Source organism: Chitinophaga sp. CCNWYY40, from assembly GCF_037483205.1.
GTDB classification, from domain to species: domain Bacteria; phylum Bacteroidota; class Bacteroidia; order Chitinophagales; family Chitinophagaceae; genus Chitinophaga; species Chitinophaga ginsengisegetis.
This window is the reverse complement of sequence record NZ_JBBHLF010000002.1, coordinates 413,902-438,223: the sequence shown is the minus strand read 5'-3', so window position 1 is coordinate 438,223 and position 24,322 is coordinate 413,902. Positions and strand designations below refer to the sequence as shown.

General features: G+C 47.8%; 16 protein-coding genes. 8 read left to right on the top strand and 8 right to left on the bottom strand.

Features of this window, described 5'->3' with window-relative positions; all coding sequences use genetic code 11:
- Window positions 1–12: 12 nt before the first annotated feature.
- Entirely contained in the window at window positions 13–900 is an 888-nt protein-coding gene (locus V7S65_RS07440; RefSeq protein ID WP_111578068.1) for a LysR substrate-binding domain-containing protein, read from the bottom strand.
- Between the two features lie 117 nt (window positions 901–1,017).
- Between V7S65_RS07440 and V7S65_RS07435 the strand changes: the two genes are divergently transcribed.
- The gene (locus V7S65_RS07435) at window positions 1,018–2,265 is read left to right on the top strand and encodes an MFS transporter (protein WP_336388666.1); all 1,248 of its coding nucleotides are present in this window, start codon (window positions 1,018–1,020) and stop codon (window positions 2,263–2,265) included.
- A gap of 47 nt (window positions 2,266–2,312) precedes the next feature.
- Here the strand turns inward: V7S65_RS07435 and V7S65_RS07430 are convergent, their stop codons facing one another.
- On the bottom strand, window positions 2,313–4,748 hold the full coding sequence (locus V7S65_RS07430; protein WP_336388667.1) for a TonB-dependent receptor: 2,436 nt from the start codon (window positions 4,746–4,748) through the stop codon (window positions 2,313–2,315).
- A gap of 90 nt (window positions 4,749–4,838) precedes the next feature.
- Entirely contained in the window at window positions 4,839–5,822 is a 984-nt protein-coding gene (locus tag V7S65_RS07425) for a glycoside hydrolase family 43 protein (protein WP_336388668.1), read from the bottom strand.
- A 114-nt stretch (window positions 5,823–5,936) separates the two neighbouring features.
- Between V7S65_RS07425 and V7S65_RS07420 the strand changes: the two genes are divergently transcribed.
- Window positions 5,937–9,146, top strand: coding sequence for an AsmA-like C-terminal region-containing protein (locus V7S65_RS07420; RefSeq protein WP_336388669.1), 3,210 nt, complete (start codon window positions 5,937–5,939; stop codon window positions 9,144–9,146).
- On the opposite strand, the gene V7S65_RS07415 is transcribed toward V7S65_RS07420, so the two are convergent.
- Complete coding sequence (locus V7S65_RS07415; RefSeq protein WP_336388670.1) at window positions 9,143–10,465, bottom strand: cytochrome P460 family protein; 1,323 nt, start codon at window positions 10,463–10,465, stop codon at window positions 9,143–9,145. The two genes, V7S65_RS07420 and V7S65_RS07415, sit on opposite strands and share 4 nt — an antisense overlap.
- Before the next feature lie 282 nt (window positions 10,466–10,747).
- On the opposite strand from V7S65_RS07415, the gene V7S65_RS07410 reads away from it, so the two are divergent.
- The 3 genes from V7S65_RS07410 (at window position 10,748) to fabF (ending at window position 15,077) form a co-directional block, all read left to right on the top strand.
- Window positions 10,748–13,129, top strand: a complete 2,382-nt coding sequence (locus V7S65_RS07410; RefSeq protein ID WP_336388671.1) for an ABC transporter permease — start codon at window positions 10,748–10,750, stop codon at window positions 13,127–13,129.
- 142 nt (window positions 13,130–13,271) lie between these two features.
- Complete coding sequence (locus V7S65_RS07405; protein WP_336388672.1) at window positions 13,272–13,829, top strand: TetR/AcrR family transcriptional regulator; 558 nt, start codon at window positions 13,272–13,274, stop codon at window positions 13,827–13,829.
- A gap of 6 nt (window positions 13,830–13,835) precedes the next feature.
- Window positions 13,836–15,077 carry a beta-ketoacyl-ACP synthase II gene (gene fabF / locus V7S65_RS07400; RefSeq protein ID WP_336388673.1) on the top strand — a complete coding sequence of 414 codons (1,242 nt, stop codon included), beginning with the start codon at window positions 13,836–13,838 and terminating at the stop codon, window positions 15,075–15,077.
- Between the two features lie 38 nt (window positions 15,078–15,115).
- Here fabF and V7S65_RS07395 read toward each other — a convergent pair whose 3' ends face one another.
- Window positions 15,116–15,505: a RidA family protein gene (locus V7S65_RS07395; RefSeq protein ID WP_079467484.1), complete on the bottom strand. Its 390-nt coding sequence runs from the start codon at window positions 15,503–15,505 to the stop codon at window positions 15,116–15,118.
- Window positions 15,506–15,634: 129 nt separating this feature from the next.
- Entirely contained in the window at window positions 15,635–16,204 is a 570-nt protein-coding gene (locus V7S65_RS07390; protein WP_336388674.1) for a Crp/Fnr family transcriptional regulator, read from the bottom strand.
- Between the two features lie 159 nt (window positions 16,205–16,363).
- On the opposite strand from V7S65_RS07390, the gene V7S65_RS07385 reads away from it, so the two are divergent.
- Window positions 16,364–17,587, top strand: a complete 1,224-nt coding sequence (locus tag V7S65_RS07385) for an alpha/beta hydrolase-fold protein (RefSeq protein WP_336388675.1) — start codon at window positions 16,364–16,366, stop codon at window positions 17,585–17,587.
- 53 nt (window positions 17,588–17,640) lie between these two features.
- Here the strand turns inward: V7S65_RS07385 and V7S65_RS07380 are convergent, their stop codons facing one another.
- A complete protein-coding gene (locus V7S65_RS07380) occupies window positions 17,641–18,981 on the bottom strand; it encodes a DUF3472 domain-containing protein (protein WP_336388676.1) in 1,341 nt (446 codons plus the stop codon).
- A 257-nt stretch (window positions 18,982–19,238) separates the two neighbouring features.
- Between V7S65_RS07380 and V7S65_RS07375 the strand changes: the two genes are divergently transcribed.
- Window positions 19,239–20,222: a DUF6268 family outer membrane beta-barrel protein gene (locus tag V7S65_RS07375; protein ID WP_336388677.1), complete on the top strand. Its 984-nt coding sequence runs from the start codon at window positions 19,239–19,241 to the stop codon at window positions 20,220–20,222.
- Between the two features lie 57 nt (window positions 20,223–20,279).
- On the opposite strand, the gene V7S65_RS07370 is transcribed toward V7S65_RS07375, so the two are convergent.
- Window positions 20,280–23,546 (bottom strand): S41 family peptidase, encoded by a 3,267-nt coding sequence (locus V7S65_RS07370; protein ID WP_336388678.1) that lies wholly within the window; start codon window positions 23,544–23,546, stop codon window positions 20,280–20,282.
- Between the two features lie 299 nt (window positions 23,547–23,845).
- Between V7S65_RS07370 and V7S65_RS07365 the strand changes: the two genes are divergently transcribed.
- Window positions 23,846–24,307, top strand: a complete 462-nt coding sequence (locus tag V7S65_RS07365; protein WP_079469927.1) for a cold-shock protein — start codon at window positions 23,846–23,848, stop codon at window positions 24,305–24,307.
- The last annotated feature ends 15 nt before the right edge of the window (window positions 24,308–24,322 follow it).

Sequence of the window (24,322 nt, the reverse complement as noted above, 5' to 3'; positions counted from 1 at the left end):
TGCCATATGGCACTACTTCCCCGCAGACGGCAACTCCTTCAGTAATTCTTTTATAAACAGATCTGCCGCCTTTTTGTGATAAGTTTCCTTCTGCCAGATAATGTACGCCCTCCGCTGCAACTCTTTCCCTTCAATAGGAATGGCCACCAGGTTTTTCCATCCCAGCAACGCTCTTTCATTGAGTAAAGTGGCCCAATGCCCCTTCTCTACCAGCGATAAAATAGAATGCACATCATTCATTTCAATCTTTACCGCAGGCTGAATTTTATTCTTCTGTAATATCTCATCCAGCGAATCACGCGCGCTGAAACCACGCGAAGCAAAGATCAGGTCCATGCCATTCAAACTTTGCAGGTTGATCTTTTTTAATCCGGCCAGCTTATTCTTTTTAGACACCGCCACCACAATCCTGGAGCGGAACAGCTCCCGCGTTTCCAGGTCTTTGTAAAAAGCTTCCTGGTGAAAAGCCAGCACCAGGTCCAGCTCAGACGCCCGCAGCTTGTTTTCCAGCTGCTCGGTGGTGCCGTATTCCACGTATATTTTGATGCCTGGATACTTCACCGGGAAAGTAGCCAGCGCCGGCAACAGGAACGAAGTAAAGGCATACGTAACGCCTATACGTAATTCGCCGCTCAGCATATTCTGCAGATCCTGGATGGCCTGTTTGCCTTTCTCTACATCGAGCAGGATCTGGCGGGCATGCAGCAGGAAAACCCCGCCTGCTTCTGTAAGATGAACATGCTTGCCGATCCGGTCGAACAACAACATGCCCAGTTCATTTTCCAACTGCTTGATTTGCTGCGATAACGTAGACTGGGTAATATACAACGCCGCTGCCGCTTCTGTAAAATGCGCCATTTCTGCGGCCTTCACGAAATACATCAGTTGACGGAGTTCCATGCATTAATCGTTTTTATCAATAGATATCATTAAAACAATCTATTTCACAAATATACTTCTCTTACCGAAATTTGCACCAGTTTAATAACGGATCAATACCCTAAATATGATTTTCAGATGGATGCTTTTCGTGCTTTAAAATCCCGGAATTTCCGGTTATTCTTCTACGGACAATCAGTTTCACTCATAGGTACCTGGATGCAAAAAACAGCCGTATGCTGGCTGGTATACCGTCTCACTAACTCCGCAGTGCTGCTGGGCGTGGTGAGCTTTGTAAGTTTAATTCCTTCCCTGCTCCTGTCGCCGTACGCAGGTAGTTATATCGACCGGCATAACCGGTACCGGATCCTGATGATCACCCAGATCATTTCCATGCTGCAGGCAGGCGCGCTGGCGCTCATGATCCTGCTGCGTTACTACAATATACCAGGCATCATTTTCCTGTCGCTGATACAAGGCGTTATCAATGCCTTTGACGTTACCTGCCGCCAGTCGCTGATGGTGGAAATGGTAGAAAAAAGAGAAGACCTTCCCAACGCCATTGCGCTCAATTCCACGATGGCCAACTTTGCCCGGATCGCGGGACCTGCGCTGGCAGGGATAATCCTGAGTACTTTCGGGGAAGACATCTGCTTTGTGAGCAATTTCCTGAGCTATGTGCCGGTGCTGATTTCTTTGTGGATGATGAAAATTGTGCTGCCGCCCGTTCTCCGGTCCGACCAGAGCATCTGGGCCGAACTGAAGGAAGGTTTTCATTATATCGCGGGCGATAAGGACCTGTCGTCCCTCCTGCTGATGCTTTCAGCCAGCAGCCTGTTTGTGATCCCTTTTAATACCCTGATGCCGGTATTTGCCAAAGATATTTTCAACGGCGACGCCAAAACATTCAGCTGGTTTGAAAGCGCTGCCGGTCTTGGTTCTATCGCGTCCGCCATTTACATGGCGAAACTCAAACCGGGAAAAGACCTGGTAAAGATCCTGGTTACGGCCAGCCTTATTTTTTCATTGAGCGTGTTACTATTGTCCCTGTCGGGGTGGCTGCCGCTGGCACTGGTATTTATGGCGCTTTCCGGTGTGGGTATGATGGCACAAACGTCGTCTATTAACACTTATATTCAAACGCATGCCATACCCACCATGCGCGCAAGGGCCATCAGTTATTATATCATGGCTTTCCAGGGGATCATTCCTGTGGGTAGTTTGCTCACCGGCCTGCTGGCGCATTTTATTGGTCCGAGGTTAACGGTATTTGTAGCGGGGTTGGCGGGCGCCGTGGCTACTGTCGTCTTTGTATATTATCGTAAAAAACTACGCATTCAACACTACGAAATACAGGGAGATAATCGCGCCGGCGTAGCGGCATAAACGAAAAGCCTGAACTGTGATGATATACAGCCCAGGCTTCTTTTTTATTAAAACTTAAACGACAAACTTCCGGTAAAACTTCTCAGCTTCTGCGGATTCACAGTAGTATAACCGATCCAGTAGTGCTTATCGGTAATGTTATCCATTTTAACCGCCACCCGGAAACGGGGCTGATCGTAGAAAATGCTGCCGTTTAACACGGTGTACGATGGTAATATAAAAGTGCCGACTGTTCTGTCGTTCACTATCTTATTATCACTGGCATAATTACCACCAAATCCAAAACCAAGACCATCGGCTACGCCGGCGGATATACGATAACTGAGCCAGAGGTTAGCTACAGAAGGCGCACCAGCAGTGCCGGGACGCATTCCTTCCACATCTTTGGCTGCTGCTTCATATTTGGAATCATTGTAGGCAAAACCAGCCACAATGTTAAAGCCCTGGAAAGGATTCGCAATTACTTCTGCCTCAAACCCTTTGCTCACCTGCGTTCCATCCTGTACAGAAAAATTGGGGTTCGCCAAATCCGGACGAAGTACATCTTTTACTTTGATATTGTAGTAACTGAGCGTACTGTTGATACGGCCATTTAACAACTGTAACTTCACGCCGCCTTCCAGCTGGTTGGCCTGTTCCGGCTTAAACGCTTTACCCGCAGCACTCGTACCCACCTGGTTGGTAAAACCGTTCTGATAGTTACCGAATATGGAGATCCGGTCTTTTAAAGGTTCATACACGATTCCCAGTTTTGGAGAGAAAGCCGTTTGGTTATAACCTCCTTCATAAATGCCTTTAACATCATTGTAGCTGCCTTTATTATCAAAATAATCCACGCGGAGAGCAGCCATGATCATCAGGTTGTCGGTCAGGTTTAACATATCCGATATGTATGCGCTGTAGGTATTCGTAAGATTCCTGATTGGGAAAGTAAATGCCAGGCCGTGGTTGGCATACAAGGTATCCATGTTACGGCGGTTGAAATTGGAATACGTTGGAATATCGCCGTGAGAAGGAATGGTATCATAAGTGCCGCCACCGAAGAACTGGTTGGCATTATGATGGAAGTAATCCAATCCGCCTACGAAACGGTTTCTCAGGCTGCCGATCCTGAAATCTCCATTGAAGTTCTGTTGTATTTCCAGGATCCCGTCTCTGCTGTTATCCGTAAACTGGTCGTTGCGTGAAATATAGTTACTTCCTTTGGCGCCGGCTACCCCGGTAGCTGCGGCATCAGACAGGAGATAAAAATAGGGAGAAGGACCGTCTGAAAAGCTGTTGGTAGAACTGATGTTGGTGCTCATGGTCCACTGGTCAGACAACTTGTACTTCATCTGCCCGAAAATATTGGTATTACGGGAAGTCTGGTACAGGTCATTCTTAACGTAAGCGCGTTTATAATCTATCTTCAGCTCATCCGCGCGGTTGGTACCCAGGTCTGCTATTGGCTGCATATAAGGGAAGAAAAACACACCCAGACCGGTATTCTGCCCGGTGGAGTATTCCGCGTCGAAGAGGAATGACAAACGGTCATTAACCCGGTAGGACAAGCTGGGCGCAAAGGAAAAATTCTTGTTAAAGCCATAATCCTGCCAGCTGTCTTCGTAGTTGTAAGCGGTATTGATTCTCAGCAATACATCCTTTTCCTTGTCCAACGGCGTGTTTACATCTGCGCTAATGCGGTTAAAGCCGTAGCTGCCTATCGCATAGGTAACATCTCCGCCGAAATGGTCGTAAGGCTTTTTAGTAACGCGGTTAATGAGGCCGCCGTAGGAAGTGAGGCTGTTACCAAACAACGTAGCAGATGGTCCTTTGATGACTTCTACCTGTTCCAGGTTATACGCATCAATTTTAGCGGTCACATTACCTGCCAGGCCATTACGCAGTTTACTCTGCGTAATAAAGCCACGGAGGTTATAATAACCGCCACCATCGCCGCCTCTGCCGGTGGCGTCCCACATGCGGGTAAGACCGGGGGCATTTTTCAGTGCATCATCCACCGAAAAAATTACCTGTTGCTGTAAGAGATCTTTTGTGATGGTGCTGTATACCTGCGGGTTTTCCAGGTTTTTCAGCGGCATTTTTGCCACATCGTAGCTGGATGTTCTGATGAGTTTATTATGGTTACCGGTTACCACCACTTCTTTAAGGGCTTTGCTGGTAACGGCCAGCTGCAACCTGATATTGGTGGTTTTCCCGGCATTTACCACTACCTGTTCTTCTATCGGGGTATAACCCATCAGGGTTACCGTGAGGTGATAGCTACCCGGTTTAATACGGCTAAATACAAAAGATCCATCCGTTTCTGATATAACGGTTTCATTGATTTCCTGTAAAACGATGACTACATCGCTGGCTGGCTTACCATCTGTGGTTACCACTTTTCCCCTGATGGTACCAGCATTCTCCTCTTCTGCCCGCAGGCATACGGGTGAAAAAAGGAATGCTATTAATAAAAAAATTAAGCCGGTTTGCCTGATCATATTTTGCTTTTTTGATGATGCAAAATTGGAGCAGGCAAGACCGGCAAGATAATCGTATCCGGAATTTTATTTACGCGATAGGGAAATTGTTTAATGTATCACCGCTTTGGTAACGCCTTCACGGGTGATTTTCACTGGCTTGATATAACCGTCTTTATCAAAATACATCCGGTCAATGCAGGTTTCACGGGAGTTAGCCGCTTTTTCTGTTAACGGCCGGCGGTGGTAAACAATATACCAGCGGTTTTCCTTTGGAATGCCGATTACCGAGTGATGCCCGGCGCCGGTGGCAATAGTGGCATCCTGTTCCAGGATCTTCCCGATCCTTTTGAACGGACCCATCGGGGAATCAGCAATGGCGTAGGCTACGCTGTAGTCGGGGCCTGTCCAGCCGCCTTCAGACCACATGAAGTAATACTTACCATCTTTTTTGAACATGGTTGGTCCTTCCACATATTTTTCGGGAGTGATCTCTTTAAAGGTAGTGCCGTCTGCAAAGGGAATAAAGCCGGTTAAATCGGGCTTCAGCTGTGCAATATTGCAATGCCCCCATCCGCCGTAAATCAGGTAGTACTTACCATCGCTGTCGTGGAACACATACTGATCAATAGGCTGCGCCTTGTTAATGATCTTATCTACCAGTGGTTTGCCGAGATAATCTTTAAACGGACCGGCAGGATTATCAGCCACCGCTACACCAATGCCGCCTGTTTCCTCATTGCTTTGTATATCGTTTGCGCCAAAGAACAGGTAGTACTTTTGCGCAATTTCTATTATCGACGGCGCCCATACGGCGCGTTTAGCCCATTTTATGGAAGCGGTGTCAAGGATGCGCGGATGCTTTGTCCACGTAACCAGGTCGGGCGATGAGAAAGCATCGAAGAACACCTGCTTTTCGTAAGCAGCAGAATAAGTAGGATAAATCCAGTACTCCTTACCAAATACCACTCCTTCCGGATCGGCGTACCAGCCCGGGAATACGGGGTTTCCGGATAACTTGTCCAGCTTTTTCTGCTGGGCCATTGTAACGTGCGTACTTCCTGCGAGCAACAACAGGGCTATCAATCTTTTCATGTAACCAGATTTTTTATGAATCGTTAAAAATAATAAAAATCGCCCGCCGTTCTTAAGAGATAACAAATTTCTGCTATATTTTTTCATAATTTTATCGTTCAGAAAGGCATTTACATGAAGCGGGGAAAAAAAATAATCAGGCTGTTCCTGGTCATTACGGGTATTTTTTTATTGGTGATGACAATAGCCGGGGGGATCTTATACAGCCAACAGGAGCGGCTCACGCAGATGGCGGTGAAGGAATTGAATAAGCAGTTTGCGGGAGAGCTGGTCATCACAAAAAGTAGTATTTCTCCATTCAGCAATTTCCCATATATTTCTATTGCCCTGCACGACGTTCGTTTTTTTGCAGATAAAAAGATGCAGGGGCAGCCACTGTACCAGGTAGAACGCCTGTACGTGGGCTTCAGCTTACCGGATATCCTCCGGCAACATTATAATGCCCGCATTATTGCGCTGGCCAACGGACGGGTGCATGTAGCCCGTTATGCCAACGGCGACGTGGATCTGATCAAAGCCCATGAATTTAAAAGCAGCGGCCCCGCTACACCGGCCGATTCCAGTGAGGATCTCAGCCTGGATCTCAAAAAAATAATCCTGAAAAATATTGATGTCACTTACGTCGACGGCGCATCCGGTTTGAAAGTGAATACCCATATAGATAAGATCAAAACAGCTTTCTCTATGGATTCCGCCCGCATTGCCATCGATATGGACAGTAAGCTGGAAATAGATATTACCGGGAAATCAGATACCACGCTCTTCCGGCACAAACAACTGAACTTTAAACTGGCTGCCGTTTACGACAAGCAAAAAAAACAACTGACCTTACCTCCCGGCACCATCCGGCTGGAACAAGCCTCGCTGCAACTGCAGGGAGTAGTGAGCGAACATTATGCAGACCTGAAGGTAAAAGGCGATAAGCCGGATCTGAACCTCCTGCTGGCAATGGTGCCCGCAGACGTAGCCGCGATGCTGGAAAAATACCGCCACGATGGCCGCGTATTTTTCGATGGCATCATCAAAGGCGCTATTGGAAAAGGCGTCATGCCTTTGATGGAGTTTAATTTTGGCTGCGAAAATGTATGGTTCCAGAATAAGAAAATTGACCGGAAAGTAGACCAACTGGGCTTCAAAGGATTTTATACCAACGGCGCCGCACACAACCTGCAAACATCCGAACTGCATATCCTGAACTTCAACGCCAAACCGGGAAGCGGTGTGTTCAAAGGTAACTTCGTGATGAAAAATTTCACCGACCCGCAGATCCTGATGCAGTTATACTCTGAACTGAACCTGCGCTTTGTAGGCGAATTCCTCGGCATTAAAGACCTGGAACAAATCAGTGGTGAAATTAAGCTGAACATGAACTTCCGGGAAATAGTGGATATGCGGATACCGGAGGAAAGTTTGGCTAAACTGAAAGACGGCGTGCAAAGTGAACTCACCGTTAAAAACCTCGAGTTCCGCATCCCCGGCTATCACCTGCCGGTGCGCAATATGAATGTGCATGCGCAAATTGAGCAGGGACGGTTACACCTTGATTCCATTGCTTTTCGTATAGGCAGCTCCGATATACTGGCACAGGGCGCCATCAGTGATGTACCGGCGCTGTTTCACCAGCAGAATAAACCCGTAGCTGTAAACTTCAGCGCTTCCAGCAAGCGTTTACAGCTGGGAGAATTATATAAGTTTGATTCCACCCATCCCATCTTATCCAAAGAAGTAATTACCGGGTTTAACATTGGCCTGGCGTTTGAAACGTCCGTAAAAGAATTGCTGCACCCCAACCCTTTGCCTAAAGGGACTTTCAAAGTAGAGAAGCTGTATGCAAAATTCCAGCAGTATCCGCACGCCCTGCACGATTTTAATGCAGCAGTGATGGTCAATGACACCAGTTTACGGGTAACTAATTTTAGTGGAAATATCGACAGCACCAGCTTTGCTTTCAAAGGAAGGTTAAATAATTATCTCATCTGGTTTGATAAAATTAAAAAAGGAAACACCGAAGTGGCGTTCGACTTTAAGTCGGACCGCCTCGCAGTGAATGACCTCATCAGTGAACGTGGCCATAAATTTATTCCGCAGGGATATTGGTATGAAGAAGCCAACAACGTATGGCTGCGGAGTAAAATGAGTATAAAATATGATACTGTTTTTAAAAAGATAGATGCCCGCATCGCCAATATTTCCGGCACATTGAAACAACATCCTATTAAAGTGGAAAATATAACCGGCCGTATACGCTATGGTCATAACCGCTTTATTGTGGTGGATACGCTTACCGGTAAAGTAGGCCGTACCGATTTCAACCTGAACATGCGTTATGCTACCGGTAAAAGTAAACGCCAGTTAAAACGCAGCAATTACTTCCGGTTCAAATCTGATATGCTCGACATTGATGAGCTGATGAACTATGACTTCAGCGAACACCCCGTAGCCACTAATGCACCGGCGCGACGTACCACGGTAAAAGAAAATGATTCGCTCCATGCCACCGGCTTCAATGTATTCAATATTCCTTTTTCAGAATTTGAAACACAGGTGGATGTAAAGAAGATCAAATACAAAAAGCTGTGGCTGAAAAATGTGCTTGCCAATATTCACATGCGGGAAGACCAGAAAATAAAGGTAGATACCATTGCCATGAATATTGCAGGCGGGCATATTGCCATGCGTGGCATGTTCAATGCCGCTGATCCAAAGAAACTGTATTTCCGGAGCGGGATCTATCTCAAAAATGTAGACATCTCCAAAATGCTCATCAAGTTTGATAACTTCGGGCAGGATTTTGTGCTCAATAACAACCTGAAAGGTATACTGAGCGGAAGTATCAAAAGTTATGTACGCATGCATCCCGATCTTACGCCGGTGCTGAGTGAAACGGAATCGCAGATGGATATTGAAATTACCAATGGCACCCTGCTGGACTTTGGTCCTATGCAGGCAATGGCGGGTTATTTCAAAGATAAGAACCTCCGCATGGTACGCTTTGATACACTCCGCAACAAGCTAACCCTGAAAAACGGGACATTGATAATCCCGAATATGAACATCAATTCTTCGCTCGGCTATATCGAAGTGTCGGGCAATCAATCGCTGGATATGAGCATGAACTACTACCTCCGTATTCCCATGAAAATGGTGACCCAGGTAGGTTTCCAGGCCCTTTTTGGCCGGAAGCAGGAAGAAGTGAATGTAGACCAGGTAGATGAAATTGAGTATAGGGATAAAGATAAAAAGGTGCGTTTTATGAATATCAATATTTCCGGTACTCCTGACAAGTACAAGATTGCCCTTAAAAAAGCAAAGAAAACTTCCTAAGGCATTACAGACGCCCGCTGACGGATAATGTAAGCGATCCTGCTTTTTATTTCTTCTTCACTGGTTTTATCAGCAACCAGGTTTTTGCCATTATATTTTTTATATAATGGGGAGATGTTACCCGGCTGGAACTGCACCTGTTCTACGGAAGCTACGATACCCGGAATAACGGCGCCGAACCAATGATCATCCGGTTGCTGTTTCCAGGTGACCAATGTAAGCAGGGCATCTGCAGGATAAGTAGCAGCTCCTTTCCTGGCGCTGGCTGCCGCGCGGTCGTTGCCATACAGCGTACTCATTGTCTGATCTTTTTGAATACCGCTGGTGATCACCTTCCATTCATTCATCTTTAAGCCCAATGTATCGGGCAACGATGCAGCCGTGTGCTGTGTTGGTGTAGTGAACACAAAATCGTTGTTACGCATGGGTTGATGACAGTTAACACATTCCATTGTGAACATCGCATTTTTACCATAAGGCTTCAAATCCGTTCCTTTCCAGCGCGCCCATCCCCAGCCTTTGGTAGCAGCGTATTGATGGCTGTCTTTGATCATAAACTCTACCTGTTTAAACTCCCCGGGGGTGATGTTCCCCGCGGCATCGGTGAGTTCATCCCAGGCTATTTTTGCAAAAGCAGTGCCGTCGGGCCAGGGGTTGGTTTGGTGTTCCCGGATGGCTTTTACGGCGATGTCATTCCCGGTAATTACCCGCATGGTGCCATTGTCCAGTCGTTGCGTACTGCTGATGGCCTTCCAGTTTTTATAATCCGGCATATAGGCGATACCGTTAGGCACGGGCAATACCTTTGCAATGGAGCTATCGGGCCGCCAGGCAGCGTATTGACGGTCAGCGGCGGCTATCTTATTACTATCGGGTTTAAGCGGAGTTATTTGTGTGGCCAGGTAATTTTTCAGGATACTGATTTCATCATTGGTAAGGCGCGCCGCAGGATGGAGCGCGGTGTACTGCGACAGGGGCATTACGTTAAACTGCATCTGGTTGAGGGATTCAAACAGTTTGCCTTTTCGCTGGTCTTTCGGTATACTATCCCAGTTGGAAAAGTTAAGTACCTTCCGGCCTTCTGTAATATGACCGGCCACCAGCCAGATAGCGGGTGAAATCTGGTCGAACCAGGCCAGGTGCGTTTCATTCGAGTGGCAGTCGTAGCAGGCTTTCCTCAACACAGCACTCACTTCCGGCGGAACATCCGGTTCTCCTGTCACCGGCGGATGAGTAATACGCGGCCTGATAAACTGTAAGGCAATAAAGCAGCCCATCAATATCAGCAGCACTACTTTCCATTTCTTATACCGTTTCATAGTGTTGTTATTTATATTTGTAGCAAAGTAAATGACGTGGTCACCGCAAGCAAGTACTTTTAGGTGAATCAGGCAAATGAGGGTGTGAATCAGTCTTATTTAACAATGAACCGGGCAGATAGTTGTAGCAACCCGGCAGCAGACCGGCGAAACCTGTTCATATCCGGACACCTGCCCTTTAAAAACGGACAATAGTATTTACCCAAACAACTCATTATCAGCACATAATGCTATGGCATTATCTTAGTCGGAATTAGTCGCACTACTCCCAAATGTGTACATATGATGATGCTAAAAAATTATATTAAGATCACGTTCAGACATCTCTGGAAAAACAAAACCTACAGTTTTCTGAATATTTTCGGGCTGGCGATTGGTTTAGCCTGCGCCGGTGTAATTTTTTTATGGGTAGAAGATGAAGTGACCTACGACAGCTCGCATGTAAAAAAAGACCGGATCTACCAGGTGTGGGAAAACTGGAATTACGATGGTAATATCCGCACATTTACCTCTACACCTGCCCTGCTGGCTGACGCCATGAAGACAGAAATACCGGGCATCACACAAACCTGCCGTACCTCAGAACAGGCCACCAACCTGTTGTTCACCTTCGGGGATAAAAAAATGTATGCGGCCGGTATTTATGTGGATGCCAGTCTCTTTAATATTTTCACGTTTCCTTTTACAGAAGGGAATGCTGCTGTTCCGTTTCCGCAGCTATACTCCATTGTTATCACAGAAAAAACCGCCCGGAAATTTTTTGGCGACACGAAGAATGTAGTGGGTAAAACTATTACGGTCGATAATGCGCAGCCCTACGTGGTATCCGGTGTAATAAAAGATATCCCGGAAAATTCCACGCTGAAATTTGAATGGGTTGCTCCTTTTGAGATCTATTTTTCCCAAAACGCATATCTGAAAAACTGGGGCTCCAATTCTGTCGACACATATGCCGAACTGGCTCCTCATGCAGACCTGACCGCTATCAACCATAAACTTCAAAACTTCATTGCAGCGCACAGTCCCGGCGCCATTAACCAGGCATTCCTGTTTAGTATGAACAACTGGCGGTTACATGACCAGTTCAGTAATGGAAAACAAAGTGGCGGCCGTATAGAGTATGTCCGTTTGTTTTCGCTCATTGCCTGGATCATTCTATTCATTGCCTGTATCAACTTTATGAACCTGGCCACTGCCCGCAGTGAAAAACGTGCGAAAGAAGTAGGCATCCGTAAAGTAGTTGGTGCGGGAAAAGGCAGGCTGATCACACAGTTTATCAGTGAGGCATTGTTTATGTCCCTGCTGGCCGCCGGGGTGGCCGTATTATTGTTATTCCTGGTGTTGCCGGGGTTTAATGCGCTGGTAGATAAACACCTTAGCGTGGGGCTGGACAGGCCGGTACATCTCATCTGGTTGCTGGGGATTACGGTAATATGTGGCGTGCTGGCAGGCAGCTATCCATCACTGTACCTGTCTTCCTTTAACCCGGTTTTTGTGTTAAAGGGTATTAAATCCAAGACCGGCAGCGCGGCCTTTATCCGCAAAGGGCTGGTGATTGCGCAGTTCAGTATTTCCATTACACTCATTATCTGTACAGCCATTATTTACCAGCAGATCCAGCATGTGAAGAAGCGGAACCTCGGTCTTAATAAAGATAATCTTATCTCCATGCAGCTTCAGGGTACGATGAAGCAAAACTTTGCAGCTATCAAAACGGCTTTGCTGGCCACCGGCATGGTAGAAAATGCGGCGTTGGCGGATCATGTTCCTTTGTATGGCGGCAACAACACCAGTGATATCGGCTGGACCGGGAAATCTCCCACCGATAACATTCTTATTTCGCAGCGGGTCGTGAGCCCGGAATTCATTCAAACGGCAGGTATGAAAATCGTGGCAGGCAGTGATTTTAAACCCGTAACCGCTGCCAACGGCATGGATGTATTGATAACAGAGTCGCTGGAACAGTTGATGGGTAAAGGAAGCGCCGTAGGCAAAACTATTACCACACCGTTCAGTGAAGATTCTACTATTCATTCCCGTGTAGCCGGTGTAGTGAAAAACTATGTATATGGCAACATGTATGGCACGCCTGATCCCGTGGTATTTTACTGTATGCCTGATGAAGCCAACCTGATGTATGTACGTATGAATACAGGGGCGGACAAGGAAGCCGCACTTCATAAAATCGGCGACGTGATGAAGCAGTTGAATCCGGCTTATCCGTTTACTTACCAGTTTGTGGACGACCAGTTTAACGCCATGTTTATCAATGAAACGCTGATGCAGCAGCTTTCCCGGTTGTTTGCCACGCTGGCTATTGTGATCAGCTGCCTGGGATTATTCGGACTGGCTGCCTATACCGCCGAGCGCAGAACCAAAGAAATAGGCATCCGTAAAGTGCTTGGCGCCAGTGTATCCGGTATTACCCGGCTGCTTTCCGCCGATTTCCTGAAGCTGGTGGGTATTGCAGCGCTGATTGCCTTCCCGGTGGCGTGGTATACGATGGACCAGTGGTTACAGAAATTCCCTTACCGCATCTCCATTCATTACTGGGTGTTTGTGCTGGCCGGCATCGCCGCCATGCTGATAGCCCTGCTCACCATCAGCTTCCAGAGTATAAAAGCGGCGTTGATGAATCCCGTAAGCAGTTTAAAAGCAGAATAACGCCATCGCGTATATCAATAGTTCCTGCGGGAAGGTTTGGCTCAAACCTTCCCGTTTTGTTATGGGCCGTTGAGAAGCGAAAAAGCTGCACATTTGTTTACTTACTACTAAGTAAGTATATTTGTGCCGCAAACGGCAAAATATGTCTGAAACAAAAGATAAAATAGTGGCGCTGGCCGACCGCCTGGTAAGGACTAAAGGGTTTAATGCCTTTAGTTACAAGGACATTTCAGGACCGCTGGAAATAAAAAATGCAGCGGTACATTATCATTTCCCGGCAAAGGCCGACCTGGGCGTGGAAATAGTGGACCAGGACGTTGCGAAATTTATTGCGCAAACAAACAGGTGGAAAAGTTTGCCGGAAGAAGAACAGCTGGTGAAGCTGATAGACGTATTCCGGCGGCACAGCAAGGAAGGTAATATCTGTTTGATGGGCTCCCTCGCACCAGATTTTGACACGCTGGAACCGGCTATGCAGGCGAAAGTACAGGAAATGGCCAACGGCATCCTCGCCTGGCTTAGCCATTGCCTCGAAGAAGGCCGGAAAAAGAAACGTATTCACTTTAAAGGCGCCGCCAACACGCGGGCGCTCATTATCATATCCAATTTGCAGGCGTCCCTTCTTTTATCGAGGGTGATGGGACCATCGGCTTTCCGCCATATTGCGGAACAGCTGCTGGACGACCTGTGTCATAAATAACCAGCTATGAAAAGAGTTGTCATAACAGGAATGGGTACAGTATCCCCTGTCGGTAACAATGTTACTGATTTCTGGAATAGTCTTGTTAACGGTAAAAGCGGCGCTGCCACCATCAGCCATTTTGATGCCAGCCGCTTCCGCACACAGTTTGCACATGAGCTGAAAGGCTTTGATCCCACTGCGTTGCTGGACAAAGGCGAAGTGCGCAAAACCGATCCGTTTACACAATATGCCCTGGTAGCAGCCGACCAGGCAGTGAAAGATTCCGGGCTGGACTTCAGCACAATGGATCCTTTTGATACCGGCGTGATCTGGGGCTCGGGGCAGGGCGGTATGCAAACGTTCGAGGAACAGGTCACCGAATATGTTTCCGGCGATTTTAATCCCCGTTTCAGCCCTTATTTTGTACCCAAGCTCATCACCAATATGGCGTCGGGTATGATCTCCATTAAATATGGCCTGATGGGTATTAACTATACAACGGTATCGGCCTGCGCTACTTCCAATACCGCTATCATGGATGCATTAACGTATATCCGTTTGGGTAAGGCGAAGGTAATTGTAACCGGTGGCTCTGAAGCGCCCATTACGCCTGCATCCGTAGGCGGGTTCTGTGCCATGAAAGCGATGTCGGTGCGCAATGATGACCCCACCACCGCCTCGCGTCCTTTCGATGTACACCGCGATGGCTTTGTAATGGGAGAAGGCGCCGGCGCACTCATACTGGAAGAGTATGAACATGCCAAAGCCAGGGGCGCACATATTTACGCCGAAGTAGCCGGCGCCGCTATGACCGCCGATGCCTATCACATGACAGCTACCCATCCGGAGGGACTGGGCGCCCTGCGGGCGATGCAGCTGGCACTGGAAGACGCGGGATTGAATAAAGAAGAAGTAAATTACCTCAATGCGCACGCTACCTCTACGCCGGTAGGCGACCTGAGTGAAATAGCCGCTATCGGCAAAATGTTTGGCGCCGCGCCGGCACAGCTGCACATCAGCGCCACCAAATCCATGACCGGTCACCTGCTGGGCGCCGCAGGCGCTATAGAGGCTATTGCCAGCGTAATGAGCATTCAGAAAGGCATCATCCCTCCTACTATCAATACGCAGGAACTGGATCCCGCCATTCCTTCCACCTTACATATTGTACTGGGAACCGCAATAGAAAAAGAAGTGAATGTAGCCATGAGTAATACGTTCGGCTTCGGCGGGCACAATGGTATTGTTGTTTTCAGAAAAGCTTAATAAAAGAGGCCCGGCAGTGTACCGGGCCTCTCTCTTCATTATTTCACCACCGTAGCTTCAAATTCAATCTTTAATGTTTCAAAAAGACTCTTCACTTCCAGCAAAGTGAGCGCCTGCTTAATACCATGCTTTGCTATCCAATCCTGGAAAACATCAAAGCAGTCCAAAAACTCTGCGGATGAAGTAGTATATACATTCAACCTCGCAATACCGCTGCATTCGTATCCTGCATCACTGATCACTTTTTCCAGGTTTTCCAACGCCTGTATTACCTGGGTTTTCATGTCGGCGTTACTTGATTGCCCGTCGGCGTCTATAGCCGTTTGACCGGAGCAATAAAGCGTGCCCGCCGCCTGTTTTATTTCAACGGCCTGCACATAACTGCGTTTATCCTGCCACTGCCACGGATTAATAACCTGTTTTTCCATTTGCTGATCCTTTTAGTTTGTGCCGCTACAGGCACAACAGTTAATAAAAAATGTACACTACAAAGATGGGAACAATGCACCCTTCCTTTGTGTGACAAACATCACAATTATAAACTGCGGAGAATAAGGTCAGGACGGACGCCAAAGCCTGCTAAGGGTTTCACGCGAAACGCCCAGGTAGGCAGCCAGCAGGGTTTTAGGCACTCTTTGAAATAAAGAAGGATATCGCGTAAGGAGTTGTTCATAGCGCTCCTTTGCATTGGAAGTAAGGAAAGACAAGATGCGCTGCTGCGACCCAATGTGACCGCCATTCGCTTTTTTGAGAAAGAAATAGGTCATCTTTGGAAGACCGGCACATAGCTTTTCGTAGTCCTCCAGCGAAAGACACAGCACAGCCGTATCTTCAAGGCATTGCAACGACATGGTAGCTTTGGTTTGATTGAAATAGGCCAGGAAATCACTCTCCCACCAATCTTCCATCGCAAAGGAAACAATGTGCTGCCTGCCTGAGTCGTCGTCATACACGAGCATAACGAGTCCTGACACTACAAAATAGGAGTACTTTACACGTTCCCCATGCTGTATAAGAAACTCACGCTTTTTATACTTTTCAATAGTGAAATGAGCGCGCACAAAGGCAAATTCCTCATCGGTAAGCGGCACTATTTTTTCTATATGTTCCCTTAGTTTTTCCAGCATATATCAGCAATATAGCGTCACAAAGTTATAGTAACCGCTGATATCAATCACCTTTTTATCCCACAAATCCGGTACTCCGTCACATTAATTCCCGCCTGCATCACAACCCGGGAAATACCTGCCCTAAAAATTTCATCTTTCCATAAATAATAACCCGGTATGAAAAAACTATTCCTGGCATTCTTTATACTGTGCGCTTTCATCAGCGCAACAGCCCAGTTGAAACAAAGCCTGGTTTCCTTCGGGCAACCCGACAGCATCTATTCTGCTGTGCTGAAAGAAAACAGACCTCTATGGATATACACGCCACCGGATGATACCAGCTACTTTGTAAAGCCCGCCTATCCCGTGGTGTATGTGCTGGATGGCGACTTCCACTTCTCCTCCCTTCAATCCATGATCCTGCAACTCAGTACCATCAACGGCAATACCGCATTGCCGCGGATGATCATTGTTGGTATTCCGAACACGGGCCGTAACCGTACACGCGACCTCACTCCCACACGCGATTCCGTGTATGCCGGCTCCGGCGGTGGCGAGGCTTTCACCGAGTTTATCGGCAAAGAACTCATTCCCTATATCGATAAAAAATACGCCACTGCTCCCTACCGCACATTGATAGGGCACTCCCTCGGCGGACTGATGGTAGTGAACACCCTGTTGCATCACCGGGAACTGTTTAATGGTTACATTGCAATAGATCCGAGCCTTTTCTGGAACAAAGGCCAGATACTGCAACAGGCCACCCGGCAATTACAACAGCCATTTAAAAATAAAAGTTTATACCTGGCCGTGGCGCATACCATGAAACCCGGACTGGATACCGTGCAATTAAGAAAAGATACCTCACAGGGATCTGTTCATACCAGCGCTATCCTTACCTTAACAGACCTCCTGAGAAAGTTTCCCGGTAACCAGTTAAAATGGAGTTATAAATATTATGAAGATGATGACCATAACTCGATACCATTTGTGGGAGAATACGACGGGTTAAGATTCCTGTTTCCGCATTACCGTTTTCCTACTTATCTCTATACTGATAACAGCTGCCCGGCAGACTCGCTGAAAACACTTATCACCACGCACTTCAATACCTTGTCGAAAGACATGGGCTACCGCGTACGCCCCTACGAAACTACGTTGAATGAATTCGGGTACGCTAACCTGCAACGGAAAAAATTTGATAAATCTAAAATGTTCTTTCAGCTGAACATAGATTATTACCCGGAGAGCTTTAACACTTATGATGGTATGGGAGATTATTACCTGGAGATGAAAGATACTGTCCATGCCAACATCTTCTGGAAAAAAGCACTGAGCATCCGGTTTACAAAGGAAATTAAAGATAAGATGGAGATGGTAAATAATACTCCGTCACGTTGAGGGTTACTATTGTTTGAAAAAAGGGGCTGCAGTCACAGCCCCTTTTTATTTGTTTATGGTAAGGTATTAAAATTAATCACCGGCGCTGTACCCGATGGTGTACGGGTAAGCGGTGTATTGATCTTTACAAAATTGGAGAAGAAACCACAGTTGCGCAGGTAAAACTTTGTAGATTCCACGCCACCGGCAAAGTCCATACGGGATTGGGATGCAGCAGTAGCGTCGCCTGTAAACTGCGCCTTTGTTAACTCATACCAGGTACCGTTGGTATCCATTGCCCACTGGTTGCCGTATTGTGCTTTCCTGCCGATGTAACCTGTTTCAGTAGAGAAATTCTCCAGGAAAGAATACAACCCTGTTAAGTAAGTGTTGGTTTGCGGACGTCGGAAGCTGGCAATCAGCTGCCAGGCGCCGGTTTCAGGGGCATAAAACCAGGAAGTGAATTCCGTTTTATTATTTGCCACCGGCACAGCATGTGTTAAAAAGCGATAGGTAGTACCCGCCTGCCAGTTGTATACCAGGTAGCTTTGTCCGCCTGCGCCTTCATTACCAAAGGAACCTGTTTGTACGTTAGGACCTTTGCGCAGCAATTCTATCTTCAGTGAATCCGGGATGCTGTTGGGATCATCTGTATCGGCAGGACTCCAAACTGAAAATAACACCCTTCTTTCTGTTGTACTGTTTACCTGTATGCCAAAATATCCCTGGCTAAAGCCATTGGACATAAAGTAAGACCCAACGGGGTCCTGACCGGTGGGCACCGTTACTTCATTATAAAACCATTCAACGCTTTTACCTGCGGGCGGTGTATAACCCAGGTGTACAGAGGGACCTCTTCTGCCCCAGTATACATCGGTTTGAATGTAGTTGAGCCGGCCACTGGTGGCGGCGCCGCTGATGTACAGGTCAGACAGGTCGGCGAAGTAGCTGCCTGTTTTGGATACGCCCTGGAAATCTACTTTCACATAGCCGGTATCCGTTAGGTTGAAATCTCCCACATCAATAGTGTGATAGTTCCCGCCGGAAGCGGTGATGGTTTTCGACTGGCCCGCTGCTGTTATTTTCAGCTGGCTGCTGCCACCGGGTACTTTTCCTCGCAACGCCAGATGCAGCGTGCCGGTAGTGCTGGTGCGGAAGTAAGCGCTGAATACGGAACTGCTGCTGGTCCAGTTGGCCAGGCCATAGTCTACCACTACTTCCGCAGCGCCGGCGCTGCTTTGTGTTAACCAGGCGTTGCTGCCCAATGCCACGGCAATATCCGTAATGCCGGAAGCCTTAACAGTGGCGGGCGACAGACTGTCTTTCGGGGATTCGCCGGAGGCAAAATAGTTCTTTGAACAGGATGCGAGGGTGAGGCATCCGAATGCGAACGCAAGCGATAATTTTGGTTTCATTGCACTGTATGTTTGGTTAAAAAAGACAAATGGGCTCACAGATTTTTTCGTACGCTCTTCTACGTGGTATACCTTGAATTTAGTTACTGCAACGGTTATACGGAAACAACAACTGCCAATTATGACATTGTAATGACGCCTGTATTTTAAGAAGCGGGCCGATTGTGTTATTTATCTCCCGAAAAATAAATATGGTGATGACATAGGGGTACACCGGGTACATGGTGTCTTCCTCTAAAGCAATAAATATCACCTTCATGATGAATCAGCAACGCATATACCAACAGCCAGTGCAACGAAAGAAAAGATATACCTGTTTGTTACTCGCCTTATTTGCATTTACTCCTGTACAACGCCTGTGGGCCCAGCTGGGCGCCACTTCGCTTAATGGCCCCGGTATAGGGATCAGCGTGGATTACCTGCCTCCCTCCCGTTATATCAGGCCGGAAGACAGTGTAAAAACAAAGTCCACCACCTCGCAGCAGCGCTATAATTTCGGCGCCGTATTTATGCTGAGCAGCTATGTGGATACCGCTACCGGAAAGGTCCGTAACTGGAGCCTGTCGGCCTCCGGCAGCTATACCAAGCTGATTAACGAAGATTATGATCACCGCATCTTCCCGGAAGAACTGCTGGAAACACAACTGGCATTGCAACATTTCAGGAGTATCGGTAACCGCTGGGGTATGCTGAGTGTGTTATCTGGCGGGGTTTTCACCGATATGGAAAAGATCAATGGGAAAGATATTTTTATAAACGGAGGCGTATTATTTGTAAAACAACATAACCGGCGCTTCTCTTATGGTATAGGCGCTATGTTTACCAATTCCTTTGGTACGCCTATGCTGTTGCCCGCATTGCTCATTAAGTATCAAACAGACAGCAGGTTCAGGATAGATGTTAATTTCCCGGAGAAGATCAGTGTATCCAGCAGTCTGAATAAACAAACAGACCTGGCGCTGGCGTTCCGTATGCGCGGTTCCTCGTACGACGTGGAAAATGCACCGGATAAAAAGCGGCTGATGGGTTATGCGGAAATGAGCGTGGGATTGGAGAATACGTGGCACCTGAACAGGCATATAGATTTTGTGGCATCGGGCGGCAGTATCCTTTACAGCGGTACTACTTTCCGGGAGAAGAATTTATCGGAGATGTTTTCGGATAAGCCGATGCATCGCTTTGCCACCAACTACTTTTTCAGTGGCGGATTACGCTGGAATTTCCAGCCACGCAAGCAATAAAAAAAACGGTCGCTGTTTGTCTTAAACAAACAGCGACCGTTCAGTTATATTAAGTCTCTATCTCACTTCGTAAGGAGGCTGTGCAGGCGCCTTGTAAGGCTTTGTTTGCAACAGGCTCTTTATCTCTGTGATGGCCCGTTCCAGCTGCGGATCAACACCTTTGGCCATATCGCCGAGATTTTCATCTACTGCAATATCCGGATCCACGCCGTGTCCTTCGCGGAACCAGGTGCCGTCGTTGTTAAACATCCGGAATGATGGTACCGTGATGATGCCGCCGTCTATTAACCCCGGTGTGTTGCTGATGCCTATAAGGCCGCCCCAGGTACGGGTGCCGATGATAGGGCCCAATCCTGCTTTGCGGAAGTAATCCGGGAACGCATCGCCACCGGAACCGCTCCAGCCGTTGATGAGCATCACCTTCGGTCCGAAATGCGCATAAGAAGGCCATTGGGTGGGCGTACCGTTACGGGTGGCCCAGTAAGCCAGTGGCTTGCGGTTCAGCATTTCAATAAAACGATCAGGAACCTGTCCGCCGTTGTTGAAACGTTCATCAATGATAAGGGCTGCCTTATCCCATTGACCATTGAACTGGCGGATCAGTTCATCCTGCCCGTCGATGCCGGTACTTGGCACAAAGATGTATCCCACCTGGTTATTGGTGGCATCCGCAATACGTTTGCGGTTACTTTCTATCCAGGCCAGGTGACGCAGGCGGTATTCGCTGCCGATAGTTTTTACAATCGCCGTTTTAGCGCCTTCCAGCGAAGGACGGCTGTTCCAGGTAAGCTCCACTACTTTCCCGGCGAGCGACTGGAACGCACTGTAAGGTTCCTGCGCGGTGGTGAGTGGCTCACCGTTTACGGCCAGGATGTAATCGCCTTCGTGGATGTTTACACCCGGTTCGTCAAGCGGGTTGCGGGCTTCCGCATTCCATGCCGCACCGCGGATGATGCGTTTAACTTTATAGTATTTACCATCTGCCTGCCAGTCCACACCCAGGTAGCCTACATTTTCATGTTTGCCATCTTCAATATCTCCGCCAAAGTTATACGTGTGCGAAGCATTCATTTCACCCAGCACTTCATTGATCACAAAGCTCACTTCCTCGCGGGTGCGGGCGCCTTCCAGGAGACGCAGGTATTTATCTTTTACATTGTTCCAGTTTACACCGTGCATGCGGGGATCGTAGAAGAAGTCGCGTTCCATGCGCCAGGTGTCCATAAACAGCTGTTTCCATTCTTCTGCGGGGTTCACGGTCATTTCCATTTCTTCCACCCGCATAGCGGTATCAATTTTCTGATTTTCGGCTACGTCGATCACGCCATAGGGTCCGTTATTGATCAGTATTTTGTTCCCGTCGGCGGAAAGTTCGTACTGGCCAGGATCTTTGATGATGGTTTTCACCTGTTTGGTGGCGATATCATAGTATTGCAGGGTGGCTTCACCGCTGCTTTCCTCATCGCTGGGCGGCGTGCTGCTAATGAACAGGATCTTGCCTTTCACTGCACTGAGGCGGGAGTAGTTGCCGCCTGGCACCGGCAACAGTACCATCCTGGTTTCCATGTTGTCCAGGTCGATGCTGGTGGCGGTTTCCTTTTTCTCTTCCGCAGGCTTCTCCTTCTTCTCTTTTCCTTTTTTGGCAGCCGGTTTTTCCGGTTCTTTTTTATCTTCCTTTACATTCACCGCATCGTTGCGGGTAGCCAGCAGGGAGGGTGTTTCCTTTTGCAGGCCAATGATCCCGATCACGGTGCTGTTGGCGTAGATGAAGGTATTGTCGATGCTGCTGTAAGTAGGTTTGAACGACTGGTTAGTGAGTACATAGAGATACTTACCATCCTCATCAAACACCGGCCGGGCGGCATCATAGAAGCCGCTGGTTACCTGGTGGCGCTGGTTATTTTTTGTATCGAAGAGGAACACCGCTTCATGACCGTTGTCCATGTCGCGGCTATAGGTGAGCCACCTGCTGTCTGGAGTCCAGCTGAAGCGGAAGCCTTCCAGTACATCGGGTGAATAATGAAGGGCTTTATCTACCGCCGTGGTTTTGCCACTGGCTATATCCAGCACCCATATTTTCAGTTCCTGGTCTATAAACGCCACTTGCTTGCTGTTGGGCGACCAGTGCGGGCGATAGCGGAATCCGGCGCCGTAGTGCGTGATTTGTTTAGCTTCATTTTCCTTGCCGGCGGAGGCCAGCCAGAGCTCATATTCGCCCGACTTATCGCTCCACCAGGCAATGGTTTTGCCATCGGGCGACCATACGGGGTAGCGTTCTGCCACGCCACTGGTACGGGTAAGGTCTTTCACATAACCGTTTATGGCGGGTACGGAGAATACATCACCGCGGGCGCTTATCAATGCGCGCTGGCCATCAGGGCTGATGGCGGTGGATTGGATATATTTCACCGTGCGTTGCGTGCGTGGTTTCAGCGCAGCGAGATCCGTGCTGATATTGACTTTCACCTCGGTGGATTGCTGCGTGTTCAGCGACAGCACAAACAATTTACCATCGGCTTCATACACGATGTCGTCCGGCCCCAGCGAGGGAAAGTGCACGTCATAGTCTTTGTAGCTGGTAATTTGCTCGTATGCTTTGGTATTGGTATCGTAGCGCCAGAGGTTCATCCTTTTCTCTGCGCCGCGGTCGGACAGGAAGTAGATAAAGTTACTGTGCCACATGGGGAATTCATCGCCGGCTTCACTTTTAGCGGAGATATTCTCCGACTGTTGCTTCGTAAAATCAAACACATGAATATCTGCTTTCATACCACCGCGATATCTTTTCCAGTTGCGGAAACTCTGGGAGCGGGTTACCAGGGCCATTTTGGAGCCATCCGGCGACCATGACCCGAATTCAGCGTAGGCCAGTGGCAGTTTGGTAGCGGCGCCGCCATTTTCCGGGATGGTATAAAACTGGTTGAAGCGTTCTTTGGTACTTTCCCTGCCGGAGGCGAAAAGCACCTGTTTGCCGTCGGGCGTCCAATCCACCACGCGGTCGGAGCCACCATATGAGGTGAGGCGCAGGGGTACACCGCCGGCTACCGGTAACACGTATACGTCGGTGTTACCATCATAGTTGGCGCTGAAGGCGAGTTTACTGCCATCCGGCGAAAATTTCGGAAAGGTTTCCACGCCCGGTGGGGAGATCAGTTTGATGGCGGTGCCCCCTGTTTTCGGAACAATCCAGATATCATTGGCATAGGAAAATGCGATCTGCGACCGGGATACATCAGGATAGCGGAACAGGCCGGCATCTACCTGTGCCATTGCCTGTTTTCCTGCTATAGCAGCAAGGAAAACCAGGGCCGTTTTTTTCATCATAAGCGTTTTAAATTTTTTGACAGGACCACTTTTACGCGGTTTATTTGTTGCGGATTAAAAACCAGTTCGCTAATCTATGGAAATCCGTTGATACCATAATTACCCCTGATCACAAATAAAATATCATGATAATCAGTATTGCGAAGTAGTTATTTCCCGATGTGCAAAAAATATAGAATAGCCGCTATGGGGAGTCCTGGGGCAAAATGCGTGTGCATAAAGGCTGTGCTGCTTTATATTCCGGGCCTTTTACGCAAAAAAAGCCGATCTTTGTAAGGTATCAAAATATATACATAAATATGGCTAGATCCCAGGAAACAGTTGGTAAAAAAGAAAAAGAAAAGAAAAAAGCGAAACAAAGACTGGATAAACAGGAAAGAAAGGAAGAACGAAAGAGAGAAAGCGGTAAAGGAAAGAGTCTGGAAGATATGATGGCTTACATAGATGAGAATGGTAATATCTCCTCTACTCCACCCGATCCAAGCAGGAAAAGGGAAATCAATGTGGAAGACATTCAGCTCGGACCAGGCAGACAATTGCCGGAAGAACCAGCAGAACTGATCCGCAGAGGTGTGGTGAAATTTTTCAATGAGTCCAAAGGTTACGGGTTTATTATCGATCAGCAGACACAGGATAGCGTGTTCGTACACATTAACCAGCTGACTGAACTTATTAAAGAAAAAGACAAGGTAACTTTTGAAGTGGAGAGAGGACAGAAAGGTCCAAGTGCCGTTAACGTAAAGAAAGAAGTAAAAAGCTAAACTGTAACAGGTCTG